This window comes from Burkholderia sp. RF7-non_BP4, from assembly GCF_001521935.1.
In the GTDB taxonomy this organism is placed as follows: domain Bacteria; phylum Pseudomonadota; class Gammaproteobacteria; order Burkholderiales; family Burkholderiaceae; genus Burkholderia; species Burkholderia diffusa.
Map to the genome: position 1 here is coordinate 305,503 of NZ_LOTA01000010.1, position 20,016 is coordinate 325,518.

At 67.4% G+C, this 20,016-nt stretch carries 20 protein-coding genes; 12 read left to right on the forward strand and 8 right to left on the reverse strand.

Annotation, left to right across the window (positions count from 1 at the left end; genetic code table 11):
* Positions 1 to 152: 152 nt before the first annotated feature.
* Complete coding sequence (locus WS49_RS05165; RefSeq protein ID WP_059525077.1) at positions 153 to 932, forward strand: AraC family transcriptional regulator; 780 nt, start codon at positions 153 to 155, stop codon at positions 930 to 932.
* A 460-nt stretch (positions 933 to 1,392) separates the two neighbouring features.
* Here the strand turns inward: WS49_RS05165 and pcaG are convergent, their stop codons facing one another.
* The 3 genes from pcaG to WS49_RS05180 form a co-directional block, all read right to left on the reverse strand.
* Entirely contained in the window at positions 1,393 to 1,986 is a 594-nt protein-coding gene (pcaG, locus tag WS49_RS05170; RefSeq protein ID WP_059525080.1) for a protocatechuate 3,4-dioxygenase subunit alpha, read from the reverse strand.
* A gap of 3 nt (positions 1,987 to 1,989) precedes the next feature.
* Positions 1,990 to 2,697: a protocatechuate 3,4-dioxygenase subunit beta gene (pcaH, locus tag WS49_RS05175; protein WP_059525082.1), complete on the reverse strand. Its 708-nt coding sequence runs from the start codon at positions 2,695 to 2,697 to the stop codon at positions 1,990 to 1,992.
* A 290-nt stretch (positions 2,698 to 2,987) separates the two neighbouring features.
* On the reverse strand, positions 2,988 to 3,551 hold the full coding sequence (locus WS49_RS05180) for a YiiX/YebB-like N1pC/P60 family cysteine hydrolase (RefSeq protein WP_059525084.1): 564 nt from the start codon (positions 3,549 to 3,551) through the stop codon (positions 2,988 to 2,990).
* Positions 3,552 to 3,671: 120 nt separating this feature from the next.
* Here WS49_RS05180 and WS49_RS05185 point away from each other — a divergent pair, with 120 nt between their 5' ends.
* The 4 genes from WS49_RS05185 (at position 3,672) to WS49_RS05200 (ending at position 6,334) form a co-directional block, all read left to right on the forward strand.
* Positions 3,672 to 4,409 (forward strand): helix-turn-helix domain-containing protein, encoded by a 738-nt coding sequence (locus tag WS49_RS05185; RefSeq protein ID WP_059525085.1) that lies wholly within the window; start codon positions 3,672 to 3,674, stop codon positions 4,407 to 4,409.
* Positions 4,410 to 4,486: 77 nt separating this feature from the next.
* Positions 4,487 to 5,473: a pca operon transcription factor PcaQ gene (gene pcaQ / locus WS49_RS05190; RefSeq protein ID WP_059525087.1), complete on the forward strand. Its 987-nt coding sequence runs from the start codon at positions 4,487 to 4,489 to the stop codon at positions 5,471 to 5,473.
* A 134-nt stretch (positions 5,474 to 5,607) separates the two neighbouring features.
* Positions 5,608 to 5,967 (forward strand): type II toxin-antitoxin system RelE/ParE family toxin, encoded by a 360-nt coding sequence (locus tag WS49_RS05195; protein ID WP_059525089.1) that lies wholly within the window; start codon positions 5,608 to 5,610, stop codon positions 5,965 to 5,967.
* Between the two features lie 70 nt (positions 5,968 to 6,037).
* Positions 6,038 to 6,334: an XRE family transcriptional regulator gene (locus WS49_RS05200; protein WP_059466239.1), complete on the forward strand. Its 297-nt coding sequence runs from the start codon at positions 6,038 to 6,040 to the stop codon at positions 6,332 to 6,334.
* Positions 6,335 to 6,430: 96 nt separating this feature from the next.
* On the opposite strand, the gene WS49_RS05205 is transcribed toward WS49_RS05200, so the two are convergent.
* The 3 genes from WS49_RS05205 to WS49_RS05215 all read right to left on the reverse strand — a co-directional run bounded on the left by WS49_RS05205 (position 6,431) and on the right by WS49_RS05215 (position 13,135).
* A complete protein-coding gene (locus tag WS49_RS05205; protein ID WP_059525091.1) occupies positions 6,431 to 7,705 on the reverse strand; it encodes an APC family permease in 1,275 nt (424 codons plus the stop codon).
* Between the two features lie 131 nt (positions 7,706 to 7,836).
* Positions 7,837 to 12,333, reverse strand: a complete 4,497-nt coding sequence (locus tag WS49_RS05210; protein ID WP_059525093.1) for a DEAD/DEAH box helicase — start codon at positions 12,331 to 12,333, stop codon at positions 7,837 to 7,839.
* 277 nt (positions 12,334 to 12,610) lie between these two features.
* Positions 12,611 to 13,135, reverse strand: coding sequence for a metal-dependent hydrolase (locus tag WS49_RS05215; RefSeq protein ID WP_059525094.1), 525 nt, complete (start codon positions 13,133 to 13,135; stop codon positions 12,611 to 12,613).
* A gap of 400 nt (positions 13,136 to 13,535) precedes the next feature.
* On the opposite strand from WS49_RS05215, the gene ggt reads away from it, so the two are divergent.
* Positions 13,536 to 15,257, forward strand: coding sequence for a gamma-glutamyltransferase (ggt, locus tag WS49_RS05220; RefSeq protein ID WP_059525097.1), 1,722 nt, complete (start codon positions 13,536 to 13,538; stop codon positions 15,255 to 15,257).
* Positions 15,258 to 15,500: 243 nt separating this feature from the next.
* Positions 15,501 to 16,451 carry a polyphosphate kinase 2 gene (gene ppk2 / locus WS49_RS05225; protein WP_059525099.1) on the forward strand — a complete coding sequence of 317 codons (951 nt, stop codon included), beginning with the start codon at positions 15,501 to 15,503 and terminating at the stop codon, positions 16,449 to 16,451.
* A 55-nt stretch (positions 16,452 to 16,506) separates the two neighbouring features.
* Here the strand turns inward: ppk2 and WS49_RS05230 are convergent, their stop codons facing one another.
* Positions 16,507 to 16,794, reverse strand: coding sequence for an H-NS histone family protein (locus WS49_RS05230; protein ID WP_059525101.1), 288 nt, complete (start codon positions 16,792 to 16,794; stop codon positions 16,507 to 16,509).
* Between the two features lie 209 nt (positions 16,795 to 17,003).
* A complete protein-coding gene (locus tag WS49_RS05235; protein ID WP_059525103.1) occupies positions 17,004 to 17,591 on the reverse strand; it encodes an IMPACT family protein in 588 nt (195 codons plus the stop codon).
* A 42-nt stretch (positions 17,592 to 17,633) separates the two neighbouring features.
* Here WS49_RS05235 and WS49_RS34835 point away from each other — a divergent pair, with 42 nt between their 5' ends.
* From WS49_RS34835 to WS49_RS05255, 5 genes are all read left to right on the forward strand, one after another.
* Complete coding sequence (locus WS49_RS34835) at positions 17,634 to 17,774, forward strand: hypothetical protein (RefSeq protein WP_156441346.1); 141 nt, start codon at positions 17,634 to 17,636, stop codon at positions 17,772 to 17,774.
* Positions 17,775 to 18,024: 250 nt separating this feature from the next.
* A complete protein-coding gene (locus tag WS49_RS05240) occupies positions 18,025 to 18,711 on the forward strand; it encodes a beta-ketoacyl synthase chain length factor (protein WP_059525105.1) in 687 nt (228 codons plus the stop codon).
* Positions 18,695 to 19,489, forward strand: a complete 795-nt coding sequence (locus WS49_RS05245; RefSeq protein ID WP_059525107.1) for a lysophospholipid acyltransferase family protein — start codon at positions 18,695 to 18,697, stop codon at positions 19,487 to 19,489. The genes WS49_RS05240 and WS49_RS05245 overlap by 17 nt, the downstream gene beginning before the upstream one ends.
* Positions 19,464 to 19,769 (forward strand): phosphopantetheine-binding protein, encoded by a 306-nt coding sequence (locus WS49_RS05250; protein ID WP_059525678.1) that lies wholly within the window; start codon positions 19,464 to 19,466, stop codon positions 19,767 to 19,769. Before WS49_RS05245 ends, WS49_RS05250 begins: the two co-directional genes overlap by 26 nt.
* Complete coding sequence (locus WS49_RS05255; RefSeq protein WP_059525109.1) at positions 19,766 to 20,014, forward strand: acyl carrier protein; 249 nt, start codon at positions 19,766 to 19,768, stop codon at positions 20,012 to 20,014. The genes WS49_RS05250 and WS49_RS05255 overlap by 4 nt, the downstream gene beginning before the upstream one ends.
* Positions 20,015 to 20,016 lie beyond the last annotated feature (2 nt).

The window sequence follows — 20,016 nt, forward strand, 5'->3', positions numbered from 1 at the left end:
TATTCGACATCTCCGCTCCGATGAAGTCGCTATCCGGTCGTTTCGGCCGTCGGGTCTTGCGGCCGTCCGGTCGCGCAAGCGTGGAGCGGATCGTAGACCGATCGAAGGTGACCCGCCTTCGCTATCGGTTCCTTCATGATGGAATTCGGGCCTTGAGAAATACGCTGCTGGATCCCTACGAACATATTCCGCGTAGCGTCGTGGCGACCGCCAACGACTACGCGGCGGGCACGACGTTTCCGGAGCATGCGCACGGGCGCGGGAAGTTCGCGTTCGCGTCGCGCGGCACCATCAGCGTGTCGACGCCGCACGGCCGCTGGCTGGTGCCGCCGCAGCGCGCGTGCTGGGTGCCGGCCGGCGTGCGGCACGAAATGACGATGACCGGGCCGGTCACGATGCTCAACGCGTTCGTGTCCGAAGATGCGGCCCGGGCTGCGGGGCTGTCGGACCAGTGTGGCGTATACGGCGTGTCGCCGCTGTTGCGGCAACTGATCGACGATGCGATCGACCTGCCGGCGATGTACGACGTCGACGGCCGGGCAGGCAAGCTGATGGCGCTGCTGGTCGCGGAAATCGCGACGATGCCGCGGCTGTCGCTGCACGCGCCGCTGCCGAGCGATGCGCGCCTCGCGAAGATCTGCCGGCATCTGTTCGCGTCGCCGTCGATCGCGGCCGATCTCGACCAGGTGGCGACCGATGCGGGCGTGAGCCGGCGCACGTTTACGCGGCTGTTCCGCGCGCAGACCGGCGTGAGTTTCGCCGCGTGGCGCCAGCAGGTCTGCATGCTGGCGGCGATCACACGGCTGAGCGACGGGCAGCCGGTGACGCGTGTCGCGCTCGATCTCGGATATGCGAGCGCGAGCGCCTTTACGTCGGCGTTTCGCCGCATCCTCGGCGAAACGCCGAGCCGGTATCTGGAGGCGCGCCGCTAGTCGGAGCGGATACGGTGGCGGGCGCGGTGCCGCGCTTCCGTCACGGACGAAAAAAACGCGCCTGCCAGGTTTCGGTCAGACGCGCTTAAAGGCACTCGGTCAGAAAAAATGCGCGACAGCCAGCGGGACGTGTTCGTGCATCGAATCGTGAAATTGTTGCTCGTTTCGAATTAATTGCCTCGGCGGACTGCGGATAGCAAAGCATACGCCGCATAACGCGCAAACGATATTGCGCGGGCCCCACGATTCATGTGCAGTCGCAGCATGCGTTTTAATCGCGCGTTCGATTTCGGGGTCCGAAGGAGCCAGCGACGGGCGTCGGCGAGCCCGACCGGGCGTGCTGCGGCACGGCATCGAATGTTGATGCGCGAAAATGAAAACCGCCGCGCAACGCGATACCTGTTGGAATCGCGCCACGCGGCGGTTCGGTGCGAGCAGCCGGCCGGCGCCGGCTCGCGCGTCACGCGTCGAAGAACACGGTCTCGTCCGGCCCCTGCATGCGGATGTCGAAGCGATACACGACGGGCCGGCCCGGTTGCGCGTCGCGCTTCGCGACGAGCGTCGCGCGGCGTTCGGCCGGCACCAGGTTCAGCACCGGATCGGCCGCGTTCGCGGCAGCTTCGTCGTCGAAATACACGCGGGTGAACGCGTGGGTCAGGATCCCGCGCATCATCACGGTCACGTTGACGTGCGGTGCTTCGTCGGCGGCGATGCGGCCCGGCTTCACCGTCGATACGACGAAGCGGTGCTGCGCATCGGTGCCCGTGCCGACGCGGGCGAAGCCCGTGAAGCCGGACTTCGCGATGTCGTCACGCGAGGCGGGATAGCGGCCCGCCGCGTCCACCTGCGTGAATTCGAGCACCGCGTCGCTGACGACGTTGCCGTCGCCGTCGAACACCTGTCCGACCAGCAGCACATGCTCGCCGTCGGCGTCCGGCGTGGCGATCGTCGGCGTGAACAGACTCTTCAGATCGTAGTTGTATTGCTGCGGGCACAGGCCGTACGCGAAGTACGGGCCGACCGTCTGCGAAGGGGTTTGCTTCAGCGTCGTCATGGTTCAGCGCTCCATCGGGGTAGCGTCGCGGCCGCGCAGCACGATGTCGAATTCGTAGCCGAGCGCATAGCCTTCTTCGGTGATGTCCATCGAGAAGCGCGAGATCAGGCGGTCGCGCGCCGCTTCCGGCGTGCCCTGGAAGATCGGGTCGTACGCGAGCAGCGGGTCGCCGGGGAAGTACATCTGCGTGACGAGGCGCGAGCCGAAGTAGTCGCCGAACAGCGAGAAGTGGATGTGATTCGGGCGCCACGCGTTCGGATGGTTGCCCCACGGATAGGCGCCGGGCTTGATCGTCAGGAAGCGGTAGCGGCCTTCGGCGTCGGTCATGCAGCGGCCGGCGCCGAGGAAGTTCGGGTCGAGCGGCGCGTCGTGCTGGTCGACCTTGTGCACGTAGCGGCCGGCCGCGTTCGCCTGCCATACCTCGACGAGCGTGTTGCGCACGGGCTTGCCGCCTTCGTCGAGCACGCGGCCGGTGACGACAATGCGCTCGCCGAGCGGCTCGCCGTTCTTCACGGCGTTCTTCGTCAGGTCGTGGTCGAGCGCGCCGAGATCCTCGGCGCCGTAGACGGGTGCGAACTGGTCGCGCAGCTTTTCCTTCAACGGGATCATCGGGCGCGTCGGGCCGCGCTTCACCGACGAACGGTACTCGGGGTGGACATACGCGGGATGCGACGGCCAGTCGCGCGGCGTGAGGATCGTGGGGGAATCCATCGGGCGTCTCCTGATAGGTATTTCGCGAAGTGGATGGCAAGACTTTAGCCAAGCCGGAAAGTTATGAAAAATGACCTTTTTTCGCGAATTGCATAACCGTTCGTTATGTTTTGCGGCGCCAATGAAAATCCGCCGGACAGGCGGCCTGTCCGGCGAAAAAGCGATCGGGCTTCGCGTCGTCGGTGACGACTCCGTGCACGGCCCTCCAGCCAGCCCGTCGCTGCTTTATTGTGTTTCGTTGTTGTTGTTATCCGGTCTCCCCGAGCATGCCCGTCGTTCGTCCTTCGTCGTTACGGTCGGGCGGGATCGAAGACGATCCCGTCGAATTCGAGCGACAGCGTGCCGCTGCGCAGCAGCGCGGCCGGTGTCGCGGCGCGGTCGGCGCCGAGCACGTCGGTCACATAGTTCGCGCAGAACCCGCGCTGCGCCAGCAGCTTGACGCGGCTGCCGAGCAGCGCGTCGATCCGCTGTTCGGCCAGCGCGTGCACGTTGCGCTGCGCGTCGACGTTTGGTGCCGCGACGCGGCGGGCCAGCGCGATGCGCCCGCCGTCGGCGCGGGCGACGAAGCGCGACAGCGGCGTGAGCTTCGTCCGCGCAAACGCGGGCTCGGCGATCAGCGGCTCGTCGCCCGACGTATCGACGACGATGCCGAAGCGACCGGCCCACGCGTCCACGCTGCCTGCGGCGGCACGGGACGCGCCGGCCGGTACGCGGATGAACACGAGATCCCCGACGTGCGCGCCGGCGGCCAGCGTGCGCATCGTGGCGAGCGGCAGCGTGCGATCGGTGTCGCGGGCATCGCGCCGAGCAGCGTGCTGCGGATCGAAGGAATGGGTGTCGGTTCGGGTGTTCATCGCGGCTCCGTCGGTGCGTGACAGGACGGAGCGGATTATGCAGACGAGTATCCAAAAGTGCCTGTTCGGATGCGCGAGTAGCCTAATATCCGACCATCAGCATCATTTTTCGATACCAACATGACCGAGACCGCCCAACTCATCGAAACGCTGAAGCGCCAGCTGAAGGCGCAGGGGATGACCTACCGCGACGTCGCGCGTGCGCTCGACGTGTCCGAGACGAGCGTGAAGCGGCTGTTCGCGAGCGGCCGCTTCACGCTGGAGCGTGTCGCGGAAATCGCGCAACTGCTCGGCTACACGCTCGCCGAGCTCGTGCAGGAGGCGTCGGCGTCCGCGCCGCGATTGCGCGTGCTGACCGAGCAGCAGGAGGCGCTGCTCGTGTCGGACGAGAAGCTGCTGCTCGTCGCCGTCTGCGCGATCAACTACTGGACCGTGCAGGACATCGTGTCCGCCTATCGCGTGACGCAGGCCGAGTGCGTCAAATACCTGCTGATGCTCGACCGGATGAACGTGATCGCGCTGCTCCCGGGCGACCGGATTCGCGTGCGCGTCGCGCGCGATTTCGACTGGCTGCCGGGCGGGCCGATCCGCCGCTATTTCCATGCGCACGTGCTCGACGACTTTCTCGGCAGCCGCTTCGACGGCCCGGGCGAGACGATGACGTTCTCGCAAGGGATGCTGACGGACGCGGCCGCCGCGGAACTCGAGCAGGAACTGCGGCGGCTCGGCAGCAAGGCGGCGGCGCTGCATGCGGAGTCGTCGTCGGCGCCGCTCGGGCAGAAGCGCGGCACGGCCCTGCTGATCGCGAAACGGATCTGGGAGCCGACCGGATTCCACGCGCTGCGGCGTCATGCGTGACACCGCGCCGAATGCTTGGGCCTTTCCGGAAAGTTATGCAAAATGGCATTTCATCGTCACTCGCATAACTGCTCGTTATGAATAACCGTATCGCCGACGGCCGCGTCAAGTTCCGGCACCTGCAATGTTTTCTCGCGGTCGCGCAACTGGGCGGTGTGCAGAAGGCGGCCGAAAGCCTGTCGATCACGCAGCCGGCCGTGTCGAAGACGATCGCCGAACTGGAGTCGATCCTCGGCGTGAAGTTGTTCGAACGGGGGCGTCACGGCGCGCAGCCGACCCGCGAAGCGCAACTGTTCATCCCGCATGCGAACGCGTGCGTGCTGGCGCTGCGGCAGGGCGTCGGGCTGCTCGCGCGCGAGGGCGGCGCGGCCGCGGCGACGCTCGAAATCGGCATGCTGCCGACGGTTGCGGCATCGCTCGCGCCCGCGCTGATGAAGGCGCTGACCGCACGCTGGCCGCGCATCGTGGTGCGGATCGCGACGGCCGCGAACACCGAGTTGCTGGAGCGCCTGAAGGCCGGGACGATCGAATGCGCGATCGGGCGCCTGTCGGAGCCGGAGCGGATGATCGGCCTCGCGTTCGAGCAGCTGTACAACGAACCGCTCGTCGCAGTCGTGCGCGCGGGCCATCCGCTGCTGACGAGCGCCACGCCGGCTGTCGAGCTCGCGCGCTACCCGGTCGTGCTGCCGCCGTTCGGCACGCTGATCCGCCAGTCGGCCGAGCAACTGCTCGGCGCGTGCGGCGCGCCGCCGCTGGATTCGTTCATCGAGGTGCTGTCGGTGTCGGTCGCGCGTGCGCTTGCGCTCGAGAACGACGCCGTGTGGTTCGTGCCGCTCTATGCGGCCGAATACGACCTGTCGGCCGGTGCACTCGCGCGGCTCCCGCTGCCGTCCGCGGGCACCGACGAGCCGGTCGGGCTCGTGCTGCGCACCGACGCGCAACCGTCACCCGTCGCCCGGACGTTGATCGACGCCGTGCGCGAGATCGCGCAGGCGCGGTTCGGCGATGCGCCCACCCGTCGCACGCCCCGCGGCGCGCGCAAGCCGGCTCGCCGCGCGCGTTGAGCCGCCGGGCAGGGCGTGGGCGGGCGGTGTCCAGCCGCCGTTCTTTCACCTCCATTCGTTAGCCGTTCGGTCAGTAGCGGGCCTCGTCATGCTTGGCATATCGTACCGTTTTTGATACGCTTGATGACACGACGATGGCGAGACAGCAGATTCAGATCACGCTCGGCGTGCGGTTCTTCCGCACCGCGCGTGGTAACGAGCCGGTGCGCGAATGGCTGCAGGCGCTCGGGCAGATCGAACGCAGGGTGATCGGCGAAGAGATCAAGACCGTTCAGCTCGGCTGGCCGCTCGGCATGCCGCTGGTCCGGAAGATGTCGGCGGATCTTTGGGAAATCCGCGTGATGCTGCCGCGGCGAAGCGCGCGCGTGCTGTTCACGATCGTCGGCGACACGATGGTGCTGCTGCATGCGTTCTTCAAGCAGTCGCAGGCCACGCCGTCCGACGATCTCGATGTGACCGTCGCGCGGCTGAAAGCGCTCACGCGCGCCATCTGAATTCCCCCGGCTGCGCCGCCACATGCGATCGGCGATGTGCCGGCCGGCAACGCCATGCACTGGAGTACCCATGACGACCACGAACAATCCGCATATCGGCAGCGACTTCGACACGTTCCTCGAGGAGGAAGGGCACCTCGAAGCGGCCACCGCCACCGCGATCAAGCGCGTGATCGCGTGGCAGATCGGGCAGGAAATGAAGGCGCAGCACATCACGAAAACCGCGATGGCCGCGCGGATGAAGACCAGCCGCGCCGCACTCAACCGGCTGCTCGACGAAACCGATACGAGCCTCACGCTCGCGACGCTCGCGAGCGCCGCCACCGCGCTCGGCAAGCGGCTCAGCTTCGAGCTCGTGCCGGCCTGACGCACCGGGCGAAGCGGTGCGCGGCCGTTGCACGGCGTGTCGGTGCATCGCGGCGAACGGGCGCGCGCTCGGCCGCACACGGGCACCGGCACGCGATCACGTGCGCTGCCCGGCTATCCGCAGATACAGCAGCGCACCGCCCGCGAGCAGCAGCGGGCACAGGAAATACCATCCGGTCGTCAGGAACAGCCCGGCGACGGCGACCAGCGAAATCCATGCGCAGCGATACGCAATGCCGCCGCGCGGCAGCAGTTTCAGCGCGGCGGCCGCGCCGAGGCCGTACACCATCACGAAGCACCCGGACGTGACGAGCACGAGCGGCTTCGGCCCGACGTCCGAGAGCGTCGTCGCGGCCAGCGCGACGGCCGCCAGCATCGCGATCACGCCGAGGCTGCGGCGCGGCACGCCGCCGACCTGGCTGCCTTGCGCGAGCCATGCAGGCAGTGCGCCATCGCGCCCGAGCGCCGCGCCGAGCTTGGCCGCGCCCGCGAAATACGCGTTCATCGTGCCGAGCGTGAGCAGCAGCGCGGCCGCGGCCGCCAGCACCTGCGCATGACCGCCGATGCCGCCCGCGATCAGTTCCGCAAGCGGTGCACCGGACGCGCCGGCCGACGGCCCGAGCACCGTCACGCTCGCGGCCGCGACCGACAGGTACAGGAAGCCGACGACCACGACGGCGATCCCGGCCGAGCGCGGCATGTCGTGCGCGGGCCGGCGAAATTCGGCCGCGAGGTGCGTGATCGCTTCCCAGCCCGCGAAGCTCCACACGAGCAGTGCGGCAGCCTGGCCGACCGCGAGCCACCCGTGCGGCGCGAACGGATGCAGGTTCGCCGGGCGCGCATGTGGCGCGGAGGCGAGCACGGCGGCCAGCAGCAGCGCGACGAGCAGCGCCGACAGCACGAGCTGCATGCGGCCCGACACCGTGACGCCGAACGCATTCGCGGCCGACACCGTCGCGATCAGCGCGGCAGCCGTGACGATGACCGTCGTATGCCCGCCGCCCGTGACGGCCGCGACGTACGCGCCACCGAACATCGCGGCGGCCGGCGCACCGGCCGGCACCGCGAAATAGAAACACCAGCCGACGATCGCCGCGGCCTTCGGCCCGAACGCGCGTCGCGCGTAGGTCGATACGCCGCCCGCGTCCGGATAGCGCGCGCCGAGCGCGGCGAAGGTGGCCGCAAGCGGCCCCGACAGCACGACGAGCGCGGCCCATGCAAGCAGCGACGCCGGGCCCGCGACCTCGGCGGCGAGCGCGGGCAACGCGATGACGCCGGTGCCGAGCACCGCGCCGATATACAGCGCGGCGCCCTGGAAAATCGTCAGCGAGCCCGCGTGATGAGCGGCGGGCGAATCGGCATGCGAGGACATGAAGGGCAGTCTCCGGGAGGCTTGTTATGCGCGCGGACGGCCGCGCGGTGAATCGCTCGATGCTACCCGAACGGGCGCGGCGATGCGGCGCGGCGTTCAGTAGTCCGCGACGTGCCGCGTGTCAGTCGATGTCAGTAGCGGCGTGCGAGCCGCAGCCGCGCATCCTCGCGTGCAGCGGGCGGCAGCTCGGGCACGTAGTGGAACGTGCCCGATACGAGCGACGCGACCGGCACGCCGTCGCGGAACAGCACGCGATTGCCGGCCAGCGCCGGCACCTTGTCGCCGGGCAACAACGTGCCGGCAAGGTTCAGCGGATCGGCGCCCGTCACGCACACGTACTGGCCGTCGCCGGGTTGGCGACGCAGTTCGCGCAGGATCGGGATGGCTTCCGGCAGCGCGAACTGCTCGCCTGCGAGCCCCGCGACGAAGCGTCCGCCGCGAATCTCGCCGCGCGCTTCGAGACGTTGCAGCACGCGCACGAGTTCGCGCCAGCTCGGCAGCCAGTCGGCCTCGCGTTCGAGCAGCCGCCAGAACACCACGCCATAGCGGCGCAGCAGCGTCCAGACGATATGTTCGAGTGCGTCGGGATCGGTCGCGGCCGGGCCGCGCTTCGGTGCGGGCGCATCGTCCGGTGCCGAAGCGCGTTGCACGAGCGCCCAGCGACCGGCGTCGTCCATCCCGCCGATCAGCGCGCCGCCGCGCCGCGTGCGCGGCGCATACGTCGCGCTGCGCTTGACCGCGGGCTTCAGCAGCGCGCGCAGTCCGGCGAAGCTGTCCGCATTCACGAGGCCGGCCGACACGAGTTCGCCGAGCGCCTGTTCGAGTTCGACGGGCAGCATGTGCAGTTCGTCGAGCAACGCGTCGAAGAACATCGCACCATGCGCGGCGAGTGCGTCACGCACCTGCGTCGCGCGTGCGGACAGCGCCGGTTGCGCGTCCGGGTCGCGCAGCGCCTGCCATGCGCCGAGGTGGCGGCGCGGCAGCAGCACGACCGGCGTCGTTTTCACGGGGGTGCCGGCCGCGCGGGCCGGCGCGCCGATGCGGGTCCACACGAGCTTGCCCGAGCGGCACAGCTCGTCGAGGCCGCCCGCCGTGTAGTCGGTCAGGCGCGCGGGCAGCAACGCGTCTTCCCACGCACTCGCCGCGGCTTCGTAGCCTTCGAGCTGCTCGACGACGGCTGCGAGCGCGTCGCGGCCCGTGCCGCGCGTGTCGGGCGTCAGGTGTTGCCAGTGAAACAGGAAGCGCATGAAATCGGCGCGCTCGACCGGTTCGATCTCGCGGCGCAGCCGCTTGACCGTGTAGCGATGAATGCGCGCGAGCAGGTGGCGTTCGCACCATTCGTCGGTCGTCGCGCCCGGCGTGAAGCGGCCGCGCATCACGTAGCCTTCGCGCTCCAGTGCCGCGAGCGCGGTCGCGATCGTCGCGGACGGCAAACCGAGCGGCTGCGCGATCGCGTCGAGCGTCAACGGCCCGAAGCCGGTGAGCCGCGCCCGGATCACGTCGACGAGCGCGGCATCGACTTCCCATGGTTGTGCGCAGGCGGCGGGCACCTTCAGCGCCGGCGCGACGCGTGCGTCGGGGTGCAGCGCGCGCATGCAGATCAGCCGTTCGACCGGTACCCACAGCGCGGCGCCGTTCGACGTGACGAGCTTCGTCGCGCGGCGGCGTTCGGCCAGTTCCGCGAGCCGCTCGGGCCAGCCGTCGTGCGCATGCGCTTCGCTGTCGGCGACGCAGGCGAGCGTGAGCAGTGCATCGTGCATTTCGTCGGCGTCGCGCACGAGCGGCCATGCCTCGTCGCGCACCGCGTCGATCGCGTCGGCGTCGAGCGCGCCGAGATCGTCGGCCGATTCTGGATCGCTCCAGCGGCGCGACTGCACGGCCTGCGTGCGGCGCTCCTCGAGCGGCGCGTCGTCGAGGAACGCATAGGGCTTCGCGTTCAGGATCTCGGCCGCCAGCGGCGACGGCGCGGGCAGGTCGCGCGCGATCAGCTCGATCGCGCCGCTTTCGATCCGGCGCAGCAGCGCGAGCCAGCCGTCGGTATCCATCGCGTCGTGCAGACAATCGTCGAGCGTCTGGTCGACGAGCGGATGATGCGGGATCTCGCGTTCGCCGACGATGTTCTCGAGGCACGCGACCTGATCGGGGAATACGGTCGCAAGCAGGTCGTCGCTCTTCATCCGCTGCAGCTGCGGCGCGGTGCGCCGGCCGCCGGTGAAGCGCGGCAGCGCGAGCGCGGTCGTCGCGTTCCAGCGCCAGCGCACGCCGAACATCGGCGCGTCGAGCAGTGCCTGGACCAGCACGTGCTCCGCGCTGGCCGAGCGCAGGTAGCGCCACACTTCGTCGAGCGCGAAGCTGTGCGCGAGCGACAGCGACAGAATGATCGCGTCGTCGGTCGCGGCGGCCTGCAGCTCGAAGTTGAAACTGCGGCAGAAACGCTTGCGCAGCGCGAGCCCCCACGCACGGTTGATGCGGCTGCCGAACGGCGAATGGATCACCAGCTGCGTGCCGCCCGATTCATCGAAGAAGCGCTCCATCACGAGCGTGTCCTGAGTCGGCAGTGCGCCGAGCGCCGCTCGCGTGCGTGCGAGATAGTCGGCGATCTGGCGGGCCGCATCGGGCGACAGATGAAGTTCGTCGACGAGCCAGCGCAGCGCCGGCGCGAGGCGGCTTTCGGCCGGGCCGATCGCGGTGCCGACGGCGTCGTCGCGCGAATCGGTGGCGGCACGGGCTTCCGCTGCCTGCCTGGCGTTGCCGCGCGTGCCCGTCTTGCCGGCCGGGGCGCCGCTCGCGTGCTTGCGTCCGCCGGCCTCGGTATGCCGATCGCCTTCGGCGAACAGCCCGTCGAGCCGCGCGCGCAGCCGGCCGACCGCCGCCGACAGCTCGTCGCTGCGCCCGGGCGCCTCGCCGAGCCAGAACGGAATGCTCGGCGACTGGCCTTGCGCGTCCTCGACACGCACGCGGCCCGTTTCCACGCGAATGATCCGGTACGACTGGTTGCCGAGCTGGAACACGTCGCCCGCGAGGCTCTCGATCGCGAAATCCTCGTTGACGGTGCCGACCTGGATGCCCTGGGGCTCCAGCAGCACCGCGTAGTCGGCCATGTCGGGAATGGTGCCGCCCGATGTCGTCGCGGTCATCATCGCGTTGCGGCGCCCGCGCACCGTGCCGCCGACCACGTCGCGATGCAGATACGCGCCGCGCACGCCGCGACGGCTGGTGAAGCCTTCGGCGAGCATCTTCATCACGTCGTCGAAGCGTTCGCGCGACAGGCTCGCGTATGGCGCCGCGCGGGTGAAGCTCGCGTACAGCACGTCCTCCCGCCATTCCGCGCAGGCGACTTCGGCGACGATCTGCTGTGCGAGCACGTCGAGCGGCGCTTCGGGAATCCGCAACGCGTCGAGCTCGCCGCGTTGCACGCAGTCGAGCAGCGCCGCGCATTCGACCAGCTCGTCGCGCGACAGCGGGAACAGGCGGCCCTTCGGCACGCCGCCGACATGGTGCCCCGAGCGGCCGACGCGCTGCAGGAACGGCGCGATCCCGCGCGGCGAACCGACCTGGCACACGAGATCGACGTCGCCGATGTCGATGCCGAGTTCGAGCGACGCGGTCGCGACGAGCAGTTTCAATTCGCCGCGCTTGAGCCGCTGTTCGGCGTCGAAGCGATGCTCCTTCGCGAGACTGCCGTGATGCGCCGCGATCGCGTCCTTGCCGAGACGGTCGGCGAGATGGCGCGCCATGCGCTCCGCGGTGCGCCGCGTGTTCACGAACACGAGCGTCGTGCGGTGCGCGGCGGCGAGCGCGGCGATCCGGTCGTACACCTGCTCCCACACGTCGGTTGCCATCACCGGTTCGAGCGGCACGTTCGGCAACTCGAGCGCGAGGTCGCGTTCGCGCGTGTGACCCGTGTCGACGATCGTGCAGTCGCGCGGCGCATCGGCCGGGCCGCCGACCAGGAAGCGCGCGACCGCGTCGATCGGTTTCTGCGTGGCCGACAACCCGATGCGCGGCAGCGCACGACCCGTCAACGCGTCGAGGCGTTCGAGCGACAGCGCGAGGTGGCTGCCGCGCTTGGACGATGCCAGTGCGTGGATCTCGTCGACGATCACCGAACGCACGCTGGACAGCATCTGTCGGCCCGACGTGGACGACAGCAGCACGTACAGCGACTCCGGCGTCGTCACGAGGATGTGCGGCACGCGTTTGCGCAGCGCGGCGCGCTCGGCCTGCGTGGTGTCGCCGGTGCGCACGGCGGTGCGGATCGTCGGCACCGGCAGGCCCAGTTGCGCGAGCGATTCGGCGATGCCGGCGAGCGGCGCGTCGAGATTCACGTGGATGTCGTTCGACAGCGCCTTCAGCGGCGACACATAGACGACGAGCGTCGCGTCGGGCAGCGCGCCGTCGTGCGCGAGCGCATCGCGCACGAGATCGTCGAGCGCGCACAGAAACCCGGTGAGCGTCTTGCCGGAGCCGGTCGGCGCGGCGACGAGCGTCGACCGCCCGGCCTTGATGTGCGGCCACGCGAGCGCCTGCGCGCCGGTCGGCGCGGCAAACGCACGGCGGAACCACGCGGCGACGGCCGGGTGGAACACGTCGAGCGCGTTGGCGGGGCGGGTGGCTGTGACGTCCATCGGAGCGTTGAATTGGGGTGCGAGCGCGTGGGCGGCGCGCGAATCGTCAGTGTGCCAGACGTCGCGTGCGCGTGCCGGACACCGCGGGCGAGAGAACGCGCGCGTCGGAGATTCAGATGAGGTGCGATGCCGGCATTTCAACGGGCGGGCGCGCGGAACGGCACCCGTCGGGGCGCGGGTGCCGGATCGGCGAGAGGAGGACGTCGCGTTCGACGTGCGTCGGGCGGTTGCGCGGCTCGATCCGCGGCCACGCGAAACTGCACGCGACTAAACGCAACTACACGCGATGCAGCCAGCCGAGCCAGTGTTCGAGGAACGGGGCGCGCGTCCACAGCGATTGCGCGAGCCACAGCGTGCCGGCCCATGCGGCGGCCACGACGATCAGGTCGCAATGTCCGCTGTTCCACAGGTTCAGCGAATGGCGCCGCCAGATCCACGGCACGCCGAGCGGATTCGGCCAGTCGGCGAGCAGGTGCATCACGCCGCCGCACGCGAAGCCGAACAGCGGCGCGGCCCACAGCGGATGCGGATGATGCGTGAGCCCGTGCCATCCGAGCGCGAGCAGCGCGATCCAGCCGATGCCCCAGTGCGTGACGGTGCGGTGCGTGATCCACAAGCGGCGCTTGCGGGTCCACCACGCGACTTCGAGCCAGTCGGGCGCGGTGCCGCCCGCGACGCCGGCCGCGAACGCGGCGAGCAGGCCCGCGTGCCAGGGGCCGGTCGCGCCGGTTTGCGCGACGAGGACGGCGGCGGCGACGCCGGCCGCGAAGCCGGACGCGTGGTGCGCATTGTGTGATGCCATAGGAAACGAGACGAAAAAGCGTGAAGCGACGGCAGACGAGCGGGAACGATCGGCCGCGAAAGCGGGGCGCTATCTTCTCAGATCGGCTCGCGCAGCGGGCGGTCCGATCGCGGTTTTTTTGCATGCACGGCACCGCGCAAGCGCCGCGTGCCGTGATTTTCCGATTGTGCGATGCGCGTCGAATTCGCCGCATGCAATTTCGACCGATCCGCCGGCCCGCTTTTTGCTCCGCCGTGTGGCCGAGCGCACAGGATTCGCGATGATTCGTAGTGAGCGGCGCGTTTTCCGTCCCGGCGCATTTATTTACTACGAAAACGGCATGGGACCGACCGCGTGCTAGCGGCTATAAGCGGATCAGGGGCTTATTCCAGCTCGCCGGAGAATCCATGGGGGACATTTAATGACTACGCTGAATCGTTTCAAATCATCCGCTGCCGTGCTCGCGACGGTGGCCGGCATCGGCTTCCTGCCGAATGCGCCGGCCTATGCGAAGGGGCCGCAGCCGGCGGTCCTGACGAGCGCGGCGGTCGCGGTGGCCGACAAGTACAGCGCGGACGCCGCGGAGCAGATCTTCAAGGAAGGCGGCAACGCCATCGACGCGGCCGTCGCGATCGCGTTCACGCTCGCCGTCACGTATCCGGAGGCCGGCAACATCGGCGGCGGCGGCTTCATGACGATCTACAAGGACGGCAAGCCGTACTTCATCGACTATCGCGAGCGCGCGCCGCTCGCCGCGACAAAGGACATGTATCTCGACAAGGACGGCAATGTCGTCAAGGGCATGAGCCTGTACGGGCCGCGCGCGGCCGGCGTGCCGGGCACGGTGTCGGGCATGTGGGAAGCGCAGAAGCGCTTCGGCAAGCTGAAGTGGAAGCAGGTGCTCGCGCCGGCGATCCGCTATGCGCGCGACGGCTTCGTCGTCGACGAACAGCTTGCGCAGCGCGGCGTCGACGCGTCGAAGGAGTTCGGCGGCAAGACCAACTTCGACAAGTACTTCTCCACGATGAAGGCCGGCACGAACTTCAAGCAGCCCGATCTCGCCGACGTGCTCGCACGGATCGCGAACGACGGCGCGAACGGCTTCTACAAGGGCAAGACGGCCCGGTTGATCGCCGCGTCGATGAAGACCGGCGACGGCAACGGGCTGATCACGACCGAGGATCTCGCGCAATACCGTGCGGTGTGGCGCCAGCCGGTGCAGGCGAAGTGGAACGGCTATGACGTGATCACCGCGCCGCCGCCGAGCTCGGGCGGCATCGGCCTCGTGCAACTGCTGAAGATGAAGGCGGACCTCAAGCAGGACTTCGAGGGCGTGAAGCTCAACTCGCCGCAATATGTCCACCTAGTCGCGGAAATCGAGAAGCGCGTGTTCGCCGATCGCGCGCAGTATCTCGGCGACCCCGACTTCTACAAGGTGCCGGTCGCGCAGTTGACCGACGACGCGTACATCGCGAGGCGAGCGGCCGAAGTGAGCCCGACGCAGATCGCCGACACGAAGAGCGTGCAGCCGGGCCTCGGCACGTCGATGCCGGAGAAGGCCGAGACGACGCACTTCTCGGTCGTCGACAAGTGGGGCAACGCGGTGTCGAACACGTACACGATCAACGGCTACTTCGGCTCGGGCGTGATCGCCGACGGCACCGGCATCGTGCTGAACGACGAGATGGACGACTTCTCCGCGAAGCCGGGCGTCGCGAACATGTTCGGCGTGGTCGGCAGCGATGCGAATGCGATCGAGCCGAAGAAGCGCCCGCTGTCGTCGATGTCGCCGACGATCATGACGAAGGACGGCAAGGTGTCGCTCGTGATCGGCACGCCGGGCGGCTCGCGGATCTTCACGTCGATCTTCCAGGTGATCAACAACATCTACGATTTCGGGATGCCGTTGAAGGAGGCCGTCGGCGCGATGCGTTTCCACCATCAGCTGCTGCCGCCGAACACGATCTTCTGGGAGCCGTACCACCCGATCGAAGGCGAACTCGCGAAGCAGATCGAGGCGCGCGGCTACACGCTGAAGGGGCAGGACTTCAGCGGCGACATCCAGGTGATCAAGATCGACGGCAAGACGCCGGAGGCGATGGCCGATCCGCGCGGACGCGGGGTCACGCGGATCATTCAGTGACGGAGGCGGGTTGGGGTACTGCTCGATCACGTGTCCGGCTTTTCCCGTTGCGCACGAGGATCAGGCTCGACGTCAGCCCGCCGAACCGGAGGCTGGCGTCCGATACCTTCGATATTTCCGCGAACCCGGTGCGGCTCGGATTCCGCTTGTGAGGGGCGGATCGGCCCCTTTTTCATCAATTTGACGCGAGACGCTGGGATAATGGTGGAGTTTGGCTGCGTCAATTGAAGGAAGGAGGCCCCCATGGGCGATAACGATTCCCGCACCGAGACCGACAACTTCACCGATTCGGCATCGCTCGAGTCGCGCCAGCGCCGTTTCGAGGAAGACCTCGTCGACGCGTACGACGAAGAACTCGAAATGGAGCTCGACGACCGCCGCTTCGACAACGACGAGGATCTGCTGTTCTCGCCGGAGCGCCGCGAAGCGCGCAAGCAGTATTTCCGCGAGCTGTTCCGGCTGCAGGGCGAGCTCGTGAAGCTGCAGGACTGGGTCGTGAACACGGGGCACCGGCTCGTGGTGATTTTCGAGGGACGCGACGCGGCGGGCAAGGGCGGCGCGATCAAGCGCATCACGCAGCGCCTGAACCCGCGCGTGTGCCGCGTGGCGGCGCTGCCGGCGCCAAGCAACCGCGAACGCACGCAATGGTACTTCCAGCGCTATGTCGCGCATCTGCCGGCCGGCGGCGAGATCGTGCTGTTCGATCGCAGCTGGTACAACCGCGCGGGTGTCGAGCGCGTGATGAATTTCTGCACCGAAGACGAATACGAGGAGTTTTTCCGCTCGGTGCCCGAGTTCGAGAAAATGCTCGTGCGCAGCGGGATCCAGATCGTCAAATACTGGTTCTCGATCACCGACCACGAGCAGGAGCTGCGCTTCCAGAGCCGGATCGAGGATCCGCTGAAGCAGTGGAAGCTGAGCCCGATGGACCTCGAGAGCCGCCGCCGCTGGGAAGCGTACACGGCCGCGAAGGAAGAGATGATGCAGCGCACGCATATTCCCGAGGCGCCGTGGTGGGTCGTGCAGGCGGTCGACAAGAAGCGCGCGCGGTTGAACTGCATCCACCACCTGCTGACGCAGGTGCCGTATCACGAGGTGCCGCGGCCGACGATCGATCTGCCGCAGCGTGAGCACCACGAGGATTACATTCGCCGTCCGACGCCGGACAGCATGATCGTCCCGGACGTTTATTGAGCGGCCCGGGCCGGCCGGATCGACCACTGAGGCGCGCCGTGCAATGCGGCGCGCGTTACTCCCGGATCAGGAACGCGCTGCGGTCGCGGCCGGCGATCCACGCGGGCGCACGACCGCGTCCGCTCCAGGTGGCGCCGGTCACCGGATCGTGATATTTCGCACCGACGGTGAACAGCTTCGCGCGATTGCTGTAACCCTGCCCGAAGACTTCCCGAGCGGTCAGCGCATGGGTCTTCACGAGCTCGCGTACCTGCACCAGCGCCGCGTGGCGTTCGCGGCGGCGCGCCGCCCGGATGCGTTGATCGAGTTCCGTGAGTTGGGCTTGTAGTTGCTGCAGTTGCATGCGTCCGATATCCCCGTAGCTGAATTCTGATTGTTGGCTGTCGCGCGATGTGCCGCGTGTCTGTACATTCGGCCAGACGTTTGCAGGGCGCGTCGCGAGGAACACGGGAGAGATTAAGTTTCGGCGCGCGGATTTTCTATCGGACGTATCTGAATTTTCACGGGCATCTGTGTGAAACCGTGATGGCGATGCCGGGAAGGCTGCCCGCCTCACAGGTCGGGGAAGCCGGAGCGTCCCTGCGTCAAGTCGAACAGCTCGGTCTTGGCCGCCGCCTCGGCCGTTTCCGGCAGCTTGATCACGAGCTTCACCGTCATCCCGTACGCGCTGTCCACCAGCTCATAACCCGCCTGCTCGATCCAGCGGCGCACGCGCGCCTCGTCCGGGTAGCCGATTTCGATTGCGAACCGCGTGTGGCGAATGCGTTCGACCCGCTCGGCGTCGAGCAGCGCCGAGGCGATCGCATCCGTATAGGCGCGCACCAGGCCGCCCGCACCGAGCTTCACGCCGCCGTAGTAACGGACGACCGCACCGAGCACGCCGTCGAGATCGTGATGACGCAGCACTTCGAGGATCGGCCGGCCGGCGGTGCCCGACGGTTCGCCGTCGTCGGACATGCCGGACTGGCCGCCCGCAAGCAGCGCCCAGCACACGTGGGTGGCCGTCGGGTGCTCGTCGCGCAGGCGCTGCAACGCCTGCATGGCGGCATCGCGGTCCTCGACGGGGATCGCGAATGCGATGAAGCGGCTCTTGCGGATTTCGAGTTCGCGCGTGTAAACAGTAGCGAGTGAATAACTCATTGAACGGAAAGCAGGTCGTGTGGGGGCGGCATCGAGCGCATTATGAGCCATTCCGGTGCAGGATCGACGCAAGGCACGCCGGGGGGGATCGGCTCGATAACCGACGATGCGCGATTTTCTCGAGAAATTGATAAATGGTTAAATCTGGAAGGCGCCTCGCGCAGTGGCGTTGATCTTTTGTAACGGCCCTGTTACAGTTCCGGCGCACTGATATGCCGCTCATTCAATCGCAGCGATTGACAATCCGGGTGCCGGCTTCGCAAACATTACGATTTCCGATTTTTCCAGGCAGTACCGGAAGGGGGAGTCGATGGCGCGAGTCCGGTGGTCAATACGCGATCGGCGGCTTTCATCGAAAGCGGAGCGCAACCGCCTGATGCTGGGTGGCGCGATATAAAGACACCCAAGAGAAGCAATCCTAACGAGAACAACAATGGCCGATTTGCATTGGACCATGCCAATCGCCAGATGGACGTCGATTTCGACCGCGGGGGTGCCGGGCGTCGAAGCCCTCGATCCGATGGTGCGACGCCGCTTGAGCCGGCTGTCGCGGCTCGCGCTCCAGGCGGCCTACGATTGCGCCGGAACGGAAAATCCGTTGCGCATGGTGTTCGCATCGCGTCACGGTGAACTGGTGCGCACGACCGGCATTCTTGCCGACATCGGCGCCTCGGAACCTGTCTCGCCGACGGCCTTCAGTCTCTCGGTTCTCAATGCCGTTACGGGTATTTTCGGAATCGCCCGTCGCGACCGAACTGCAGCCACGGCGATCGCGGCCGGCCATGAAACGCTAGGCTACGCGCTGCTCGAAGCCTTTTCCCAGTACGCAACGTCGCCGGGCTCGCCGGTGCTGCTCGTCTATGCGCACGAGCCAGCCGATCCCGTTTATGGCGATGTCGATGACGATCCTGAAAGTGTCGGGCTGGCCATTCTGATTGGCGCCGGTGAATCGGCCGACTATCTGACGTGTGAGATGGCGCCGGGCGACGCAGGAGATGCCGACGATGCGGCCGGTACGCAAAGCGAGGCGGTGCTGCGTTGCCTGTCCGCGCGCACCACGGCGTCGTGGCGCTGTCAGCACGCATCCTGGCGATGGAGCTTGCATGATCGCGCGGCTTGACTACGGTTGGCGTCTGTTCGCGACCGGTGCGAGCCTGGCGTTTTTCGCGCTGTGCGGATCGGCGTTCTCGTTGTTGGCGATCGTCGTCGGCGGATTATGGCCGCATCGGCGCTCGCGTCAGCGCGGGGTGACGCTTGTCATCCATTATTTCTTCCGCGCGCTGGTCGCGATGCTGCAACACATCGGCGTGATGAGGCTCGAGCTGAGCGGCGCGGAGCGCCTCGCAAAGGACGGCCCTGCAATCGTCGTCGCGAACCACCCGACCTGGCTCGACGTCATGGTGCTGCTGTCGCTGACGCCGAAGGCGTGCTGCGTCGTAAAGCGTGGTCATTGGGGCAACCCCTGTTTCTGGGGTATCGTCCGCGCGGCCGAGTACGTGAGCAATGCCGATGCCGTCCATCTTGTCGAGGCCGGCGCGCGACAACTGGCGGCGGGTTACACGATGATCATCTTCCCGGAGGGGACGCGCAGTCCGGGCGGCAATCGTCTGCATTCGTTCTCACGCGGTTTCGCACATATGGCGCTGCAATCCCGCACCCGGATCCAGCCGGTGCTGATCGATTGCGATCCACCGGTATTTACCAAGGCGCTGCGCTGGTATCACGTGCCGGCTCGAGCATTTCGTATGCGCATCGACGTCCTCGAGCCGATGGACCTGAACCGGCTGGCGCCGAACGTGACATCACCGTCGATTGCCGCTCGCAGCATCGCCCGCGAGGTGGAAGTGCACATTACTCAAAGCCTGTTTCAGCATGGATACTTTAAAACTGCAAATTAAGCAGCTTCTGATCGAGATGCTCGATCTCAGCGACATGGCGGTCGACGACATCGACGACGATGCGCCACTGTTCTCGACGGACGGAATCGGACTCGATTCAGTCGATGCGCTCGAAGTCGGCATCATGCTGCGCAAGAAATTTCACCTGACGATCGCGGCGAACGACGAACGCACGAAAGCGCATTTCCGTTCGATCAACACGCTGGCGGCGTTCATTGCCGACCAGCAGTCTCATCAGGCATCGCAAGAAGCCGTGCTGGAAAAAGGGAGTCACTCGTGACCGACGCAGAAATCCTGGAGCGCATCCGCGCCATCTTTCATGAGAATTTCGCGATCGAGCCGGAACGGGTGACGCCCGATACGCACCTGTTCGAAGAGCTTGATCTGGACAGCATCGACGCGGTCGATCTGGCCATCAAGCTTCAGGAAATGACAGGCAGGCGCATCAAACCGGAAGAGTTCAAATCGGTGCGGACCGTCGGTGACGTTATCGCCGCCGTTCACGTGTTGCTCACGCGCGCTTGACG

Bases quoted from the DNA above. Each gene is read 5' to 3' on its own strand.
- pcaG (WP_059525080.1), bottom strand. From the start codon at position 1,986: ATGACGACGCTGAAGCAAACCCCTTCGCAGACGGTCGGCCCGTACTTC.
- pcaH (WP_059525082.1), bottom strand. From the start codon at position 2,697: ATGGATTCCCCCACGATCCTCACGCCGCGCGACTGGCCGTCGCATCCC.
- WS49_RS05180 (WP_059525084.1), bottom strand. From the start codon at position 3,551: ATGAACACCCGAACCGACACCCATTCCTTCGATCCGCAGCACGCTGCT.
- WS49_RS05185 (WP_059525085.1), top strand. From the start codon at position 3,672: ATGACCGAGACCGCCCAACTCATCGAAACGCTGAAGCGCCAGCTGAAG.
- pcaQ (WP_059525087.1), top strand. From the start codon at position 4,487: ATGAATAACCGTATCGCCGACGGCCGCGTCAAGTTCCGGCACCTGCAA.
- WS49_RS05195 (WP_059525089.1), top strand. From the start codon at position 5,608: ATGGCGAGACAGCAGATTCAGATCACGCTCGGCGTGCGGTTCTTCCGC.
- WS49_RS05200 (WP_059466239.1), top strand. From the start codon at position 6,038: ATGACGACCACGAACAATCCGCATATCGGCAGCGACTTCGACACGTTC.
- WS49_RS05205 (WP_059525091.1), bottom strand. From the start codon at position 7,705: ATGTCCTCGCATGCCGATTCGCCCGCCGCTCATCACGCGGGCTCGCTG.
- WS49_RS05210 (WP_059525093.1), bottom strand. From the start codon at position 12,333: ATGGACGTCACAGCCACCCGCCCCGCCAACGCGCTCGACGTGTTCCAC.
- WS49_RS05215 (WP_059525094.1), bottom strand. From the start codon at position 13,135: ATGGCATCACACAATGCGCACCACGCGTCCGGCTTCGCGGCCGGCGTC.
- ggt (WP_059525097.1), top strand. From the start codon at position 13,536: ATGACTACGCTGAATCGTTTCAAATCATCCGCTGCCGTGCTCGCGACG.
- ppk2 (WP_059525099.1), top strand. From the start codon at position 15,501: ATGGGCGATAACGATTCCCGCACCGAGACCGACAACTTCACCGATTCG.
- WS49_RS05230 (WP_059525101.1), bottom strand. From the start codon at position 16,794: ATGCAACTGCAGCAACTACAAGCCCAACTCACGGAACTCGATCAACGC.
- WS49_RS05235 (WP_059525103.1), bottom strand. From the start codon at position 17,591: ATGAGTTATTCACTCGCTACTGTTTACACGCGCGAACTCGAAATCCGC.
- WS49_RS34835 (WP_156441346.1), top strand. From the start codon at position 17,634: ATGAGCCATTCCGGTGCAGGATCGACGCAAGGCACGCCGGGGGGGATC.
- WS49_RS05240 (WP_059525105.1), top strand. From the start codon at position 18,025: ATGGCCGATTTGCATTGGACCATGCCAATCGCCAGATGGACGTCGATT.
- WS49_RS05245 (WP_059525107.1), top strand. From the start codon at position 18,695: ATGATCGCGCGGCTTGACTACGGTTGGCGTCTGTTCGCGACCGGTGCG.
- WS49_RS05250 (WP_059525678.1), top strand. From the start codon at position 19,464: ATGGATACTTTAAAACTGCAAATTAAGCAGCTTCTGATCGAGATGCTC.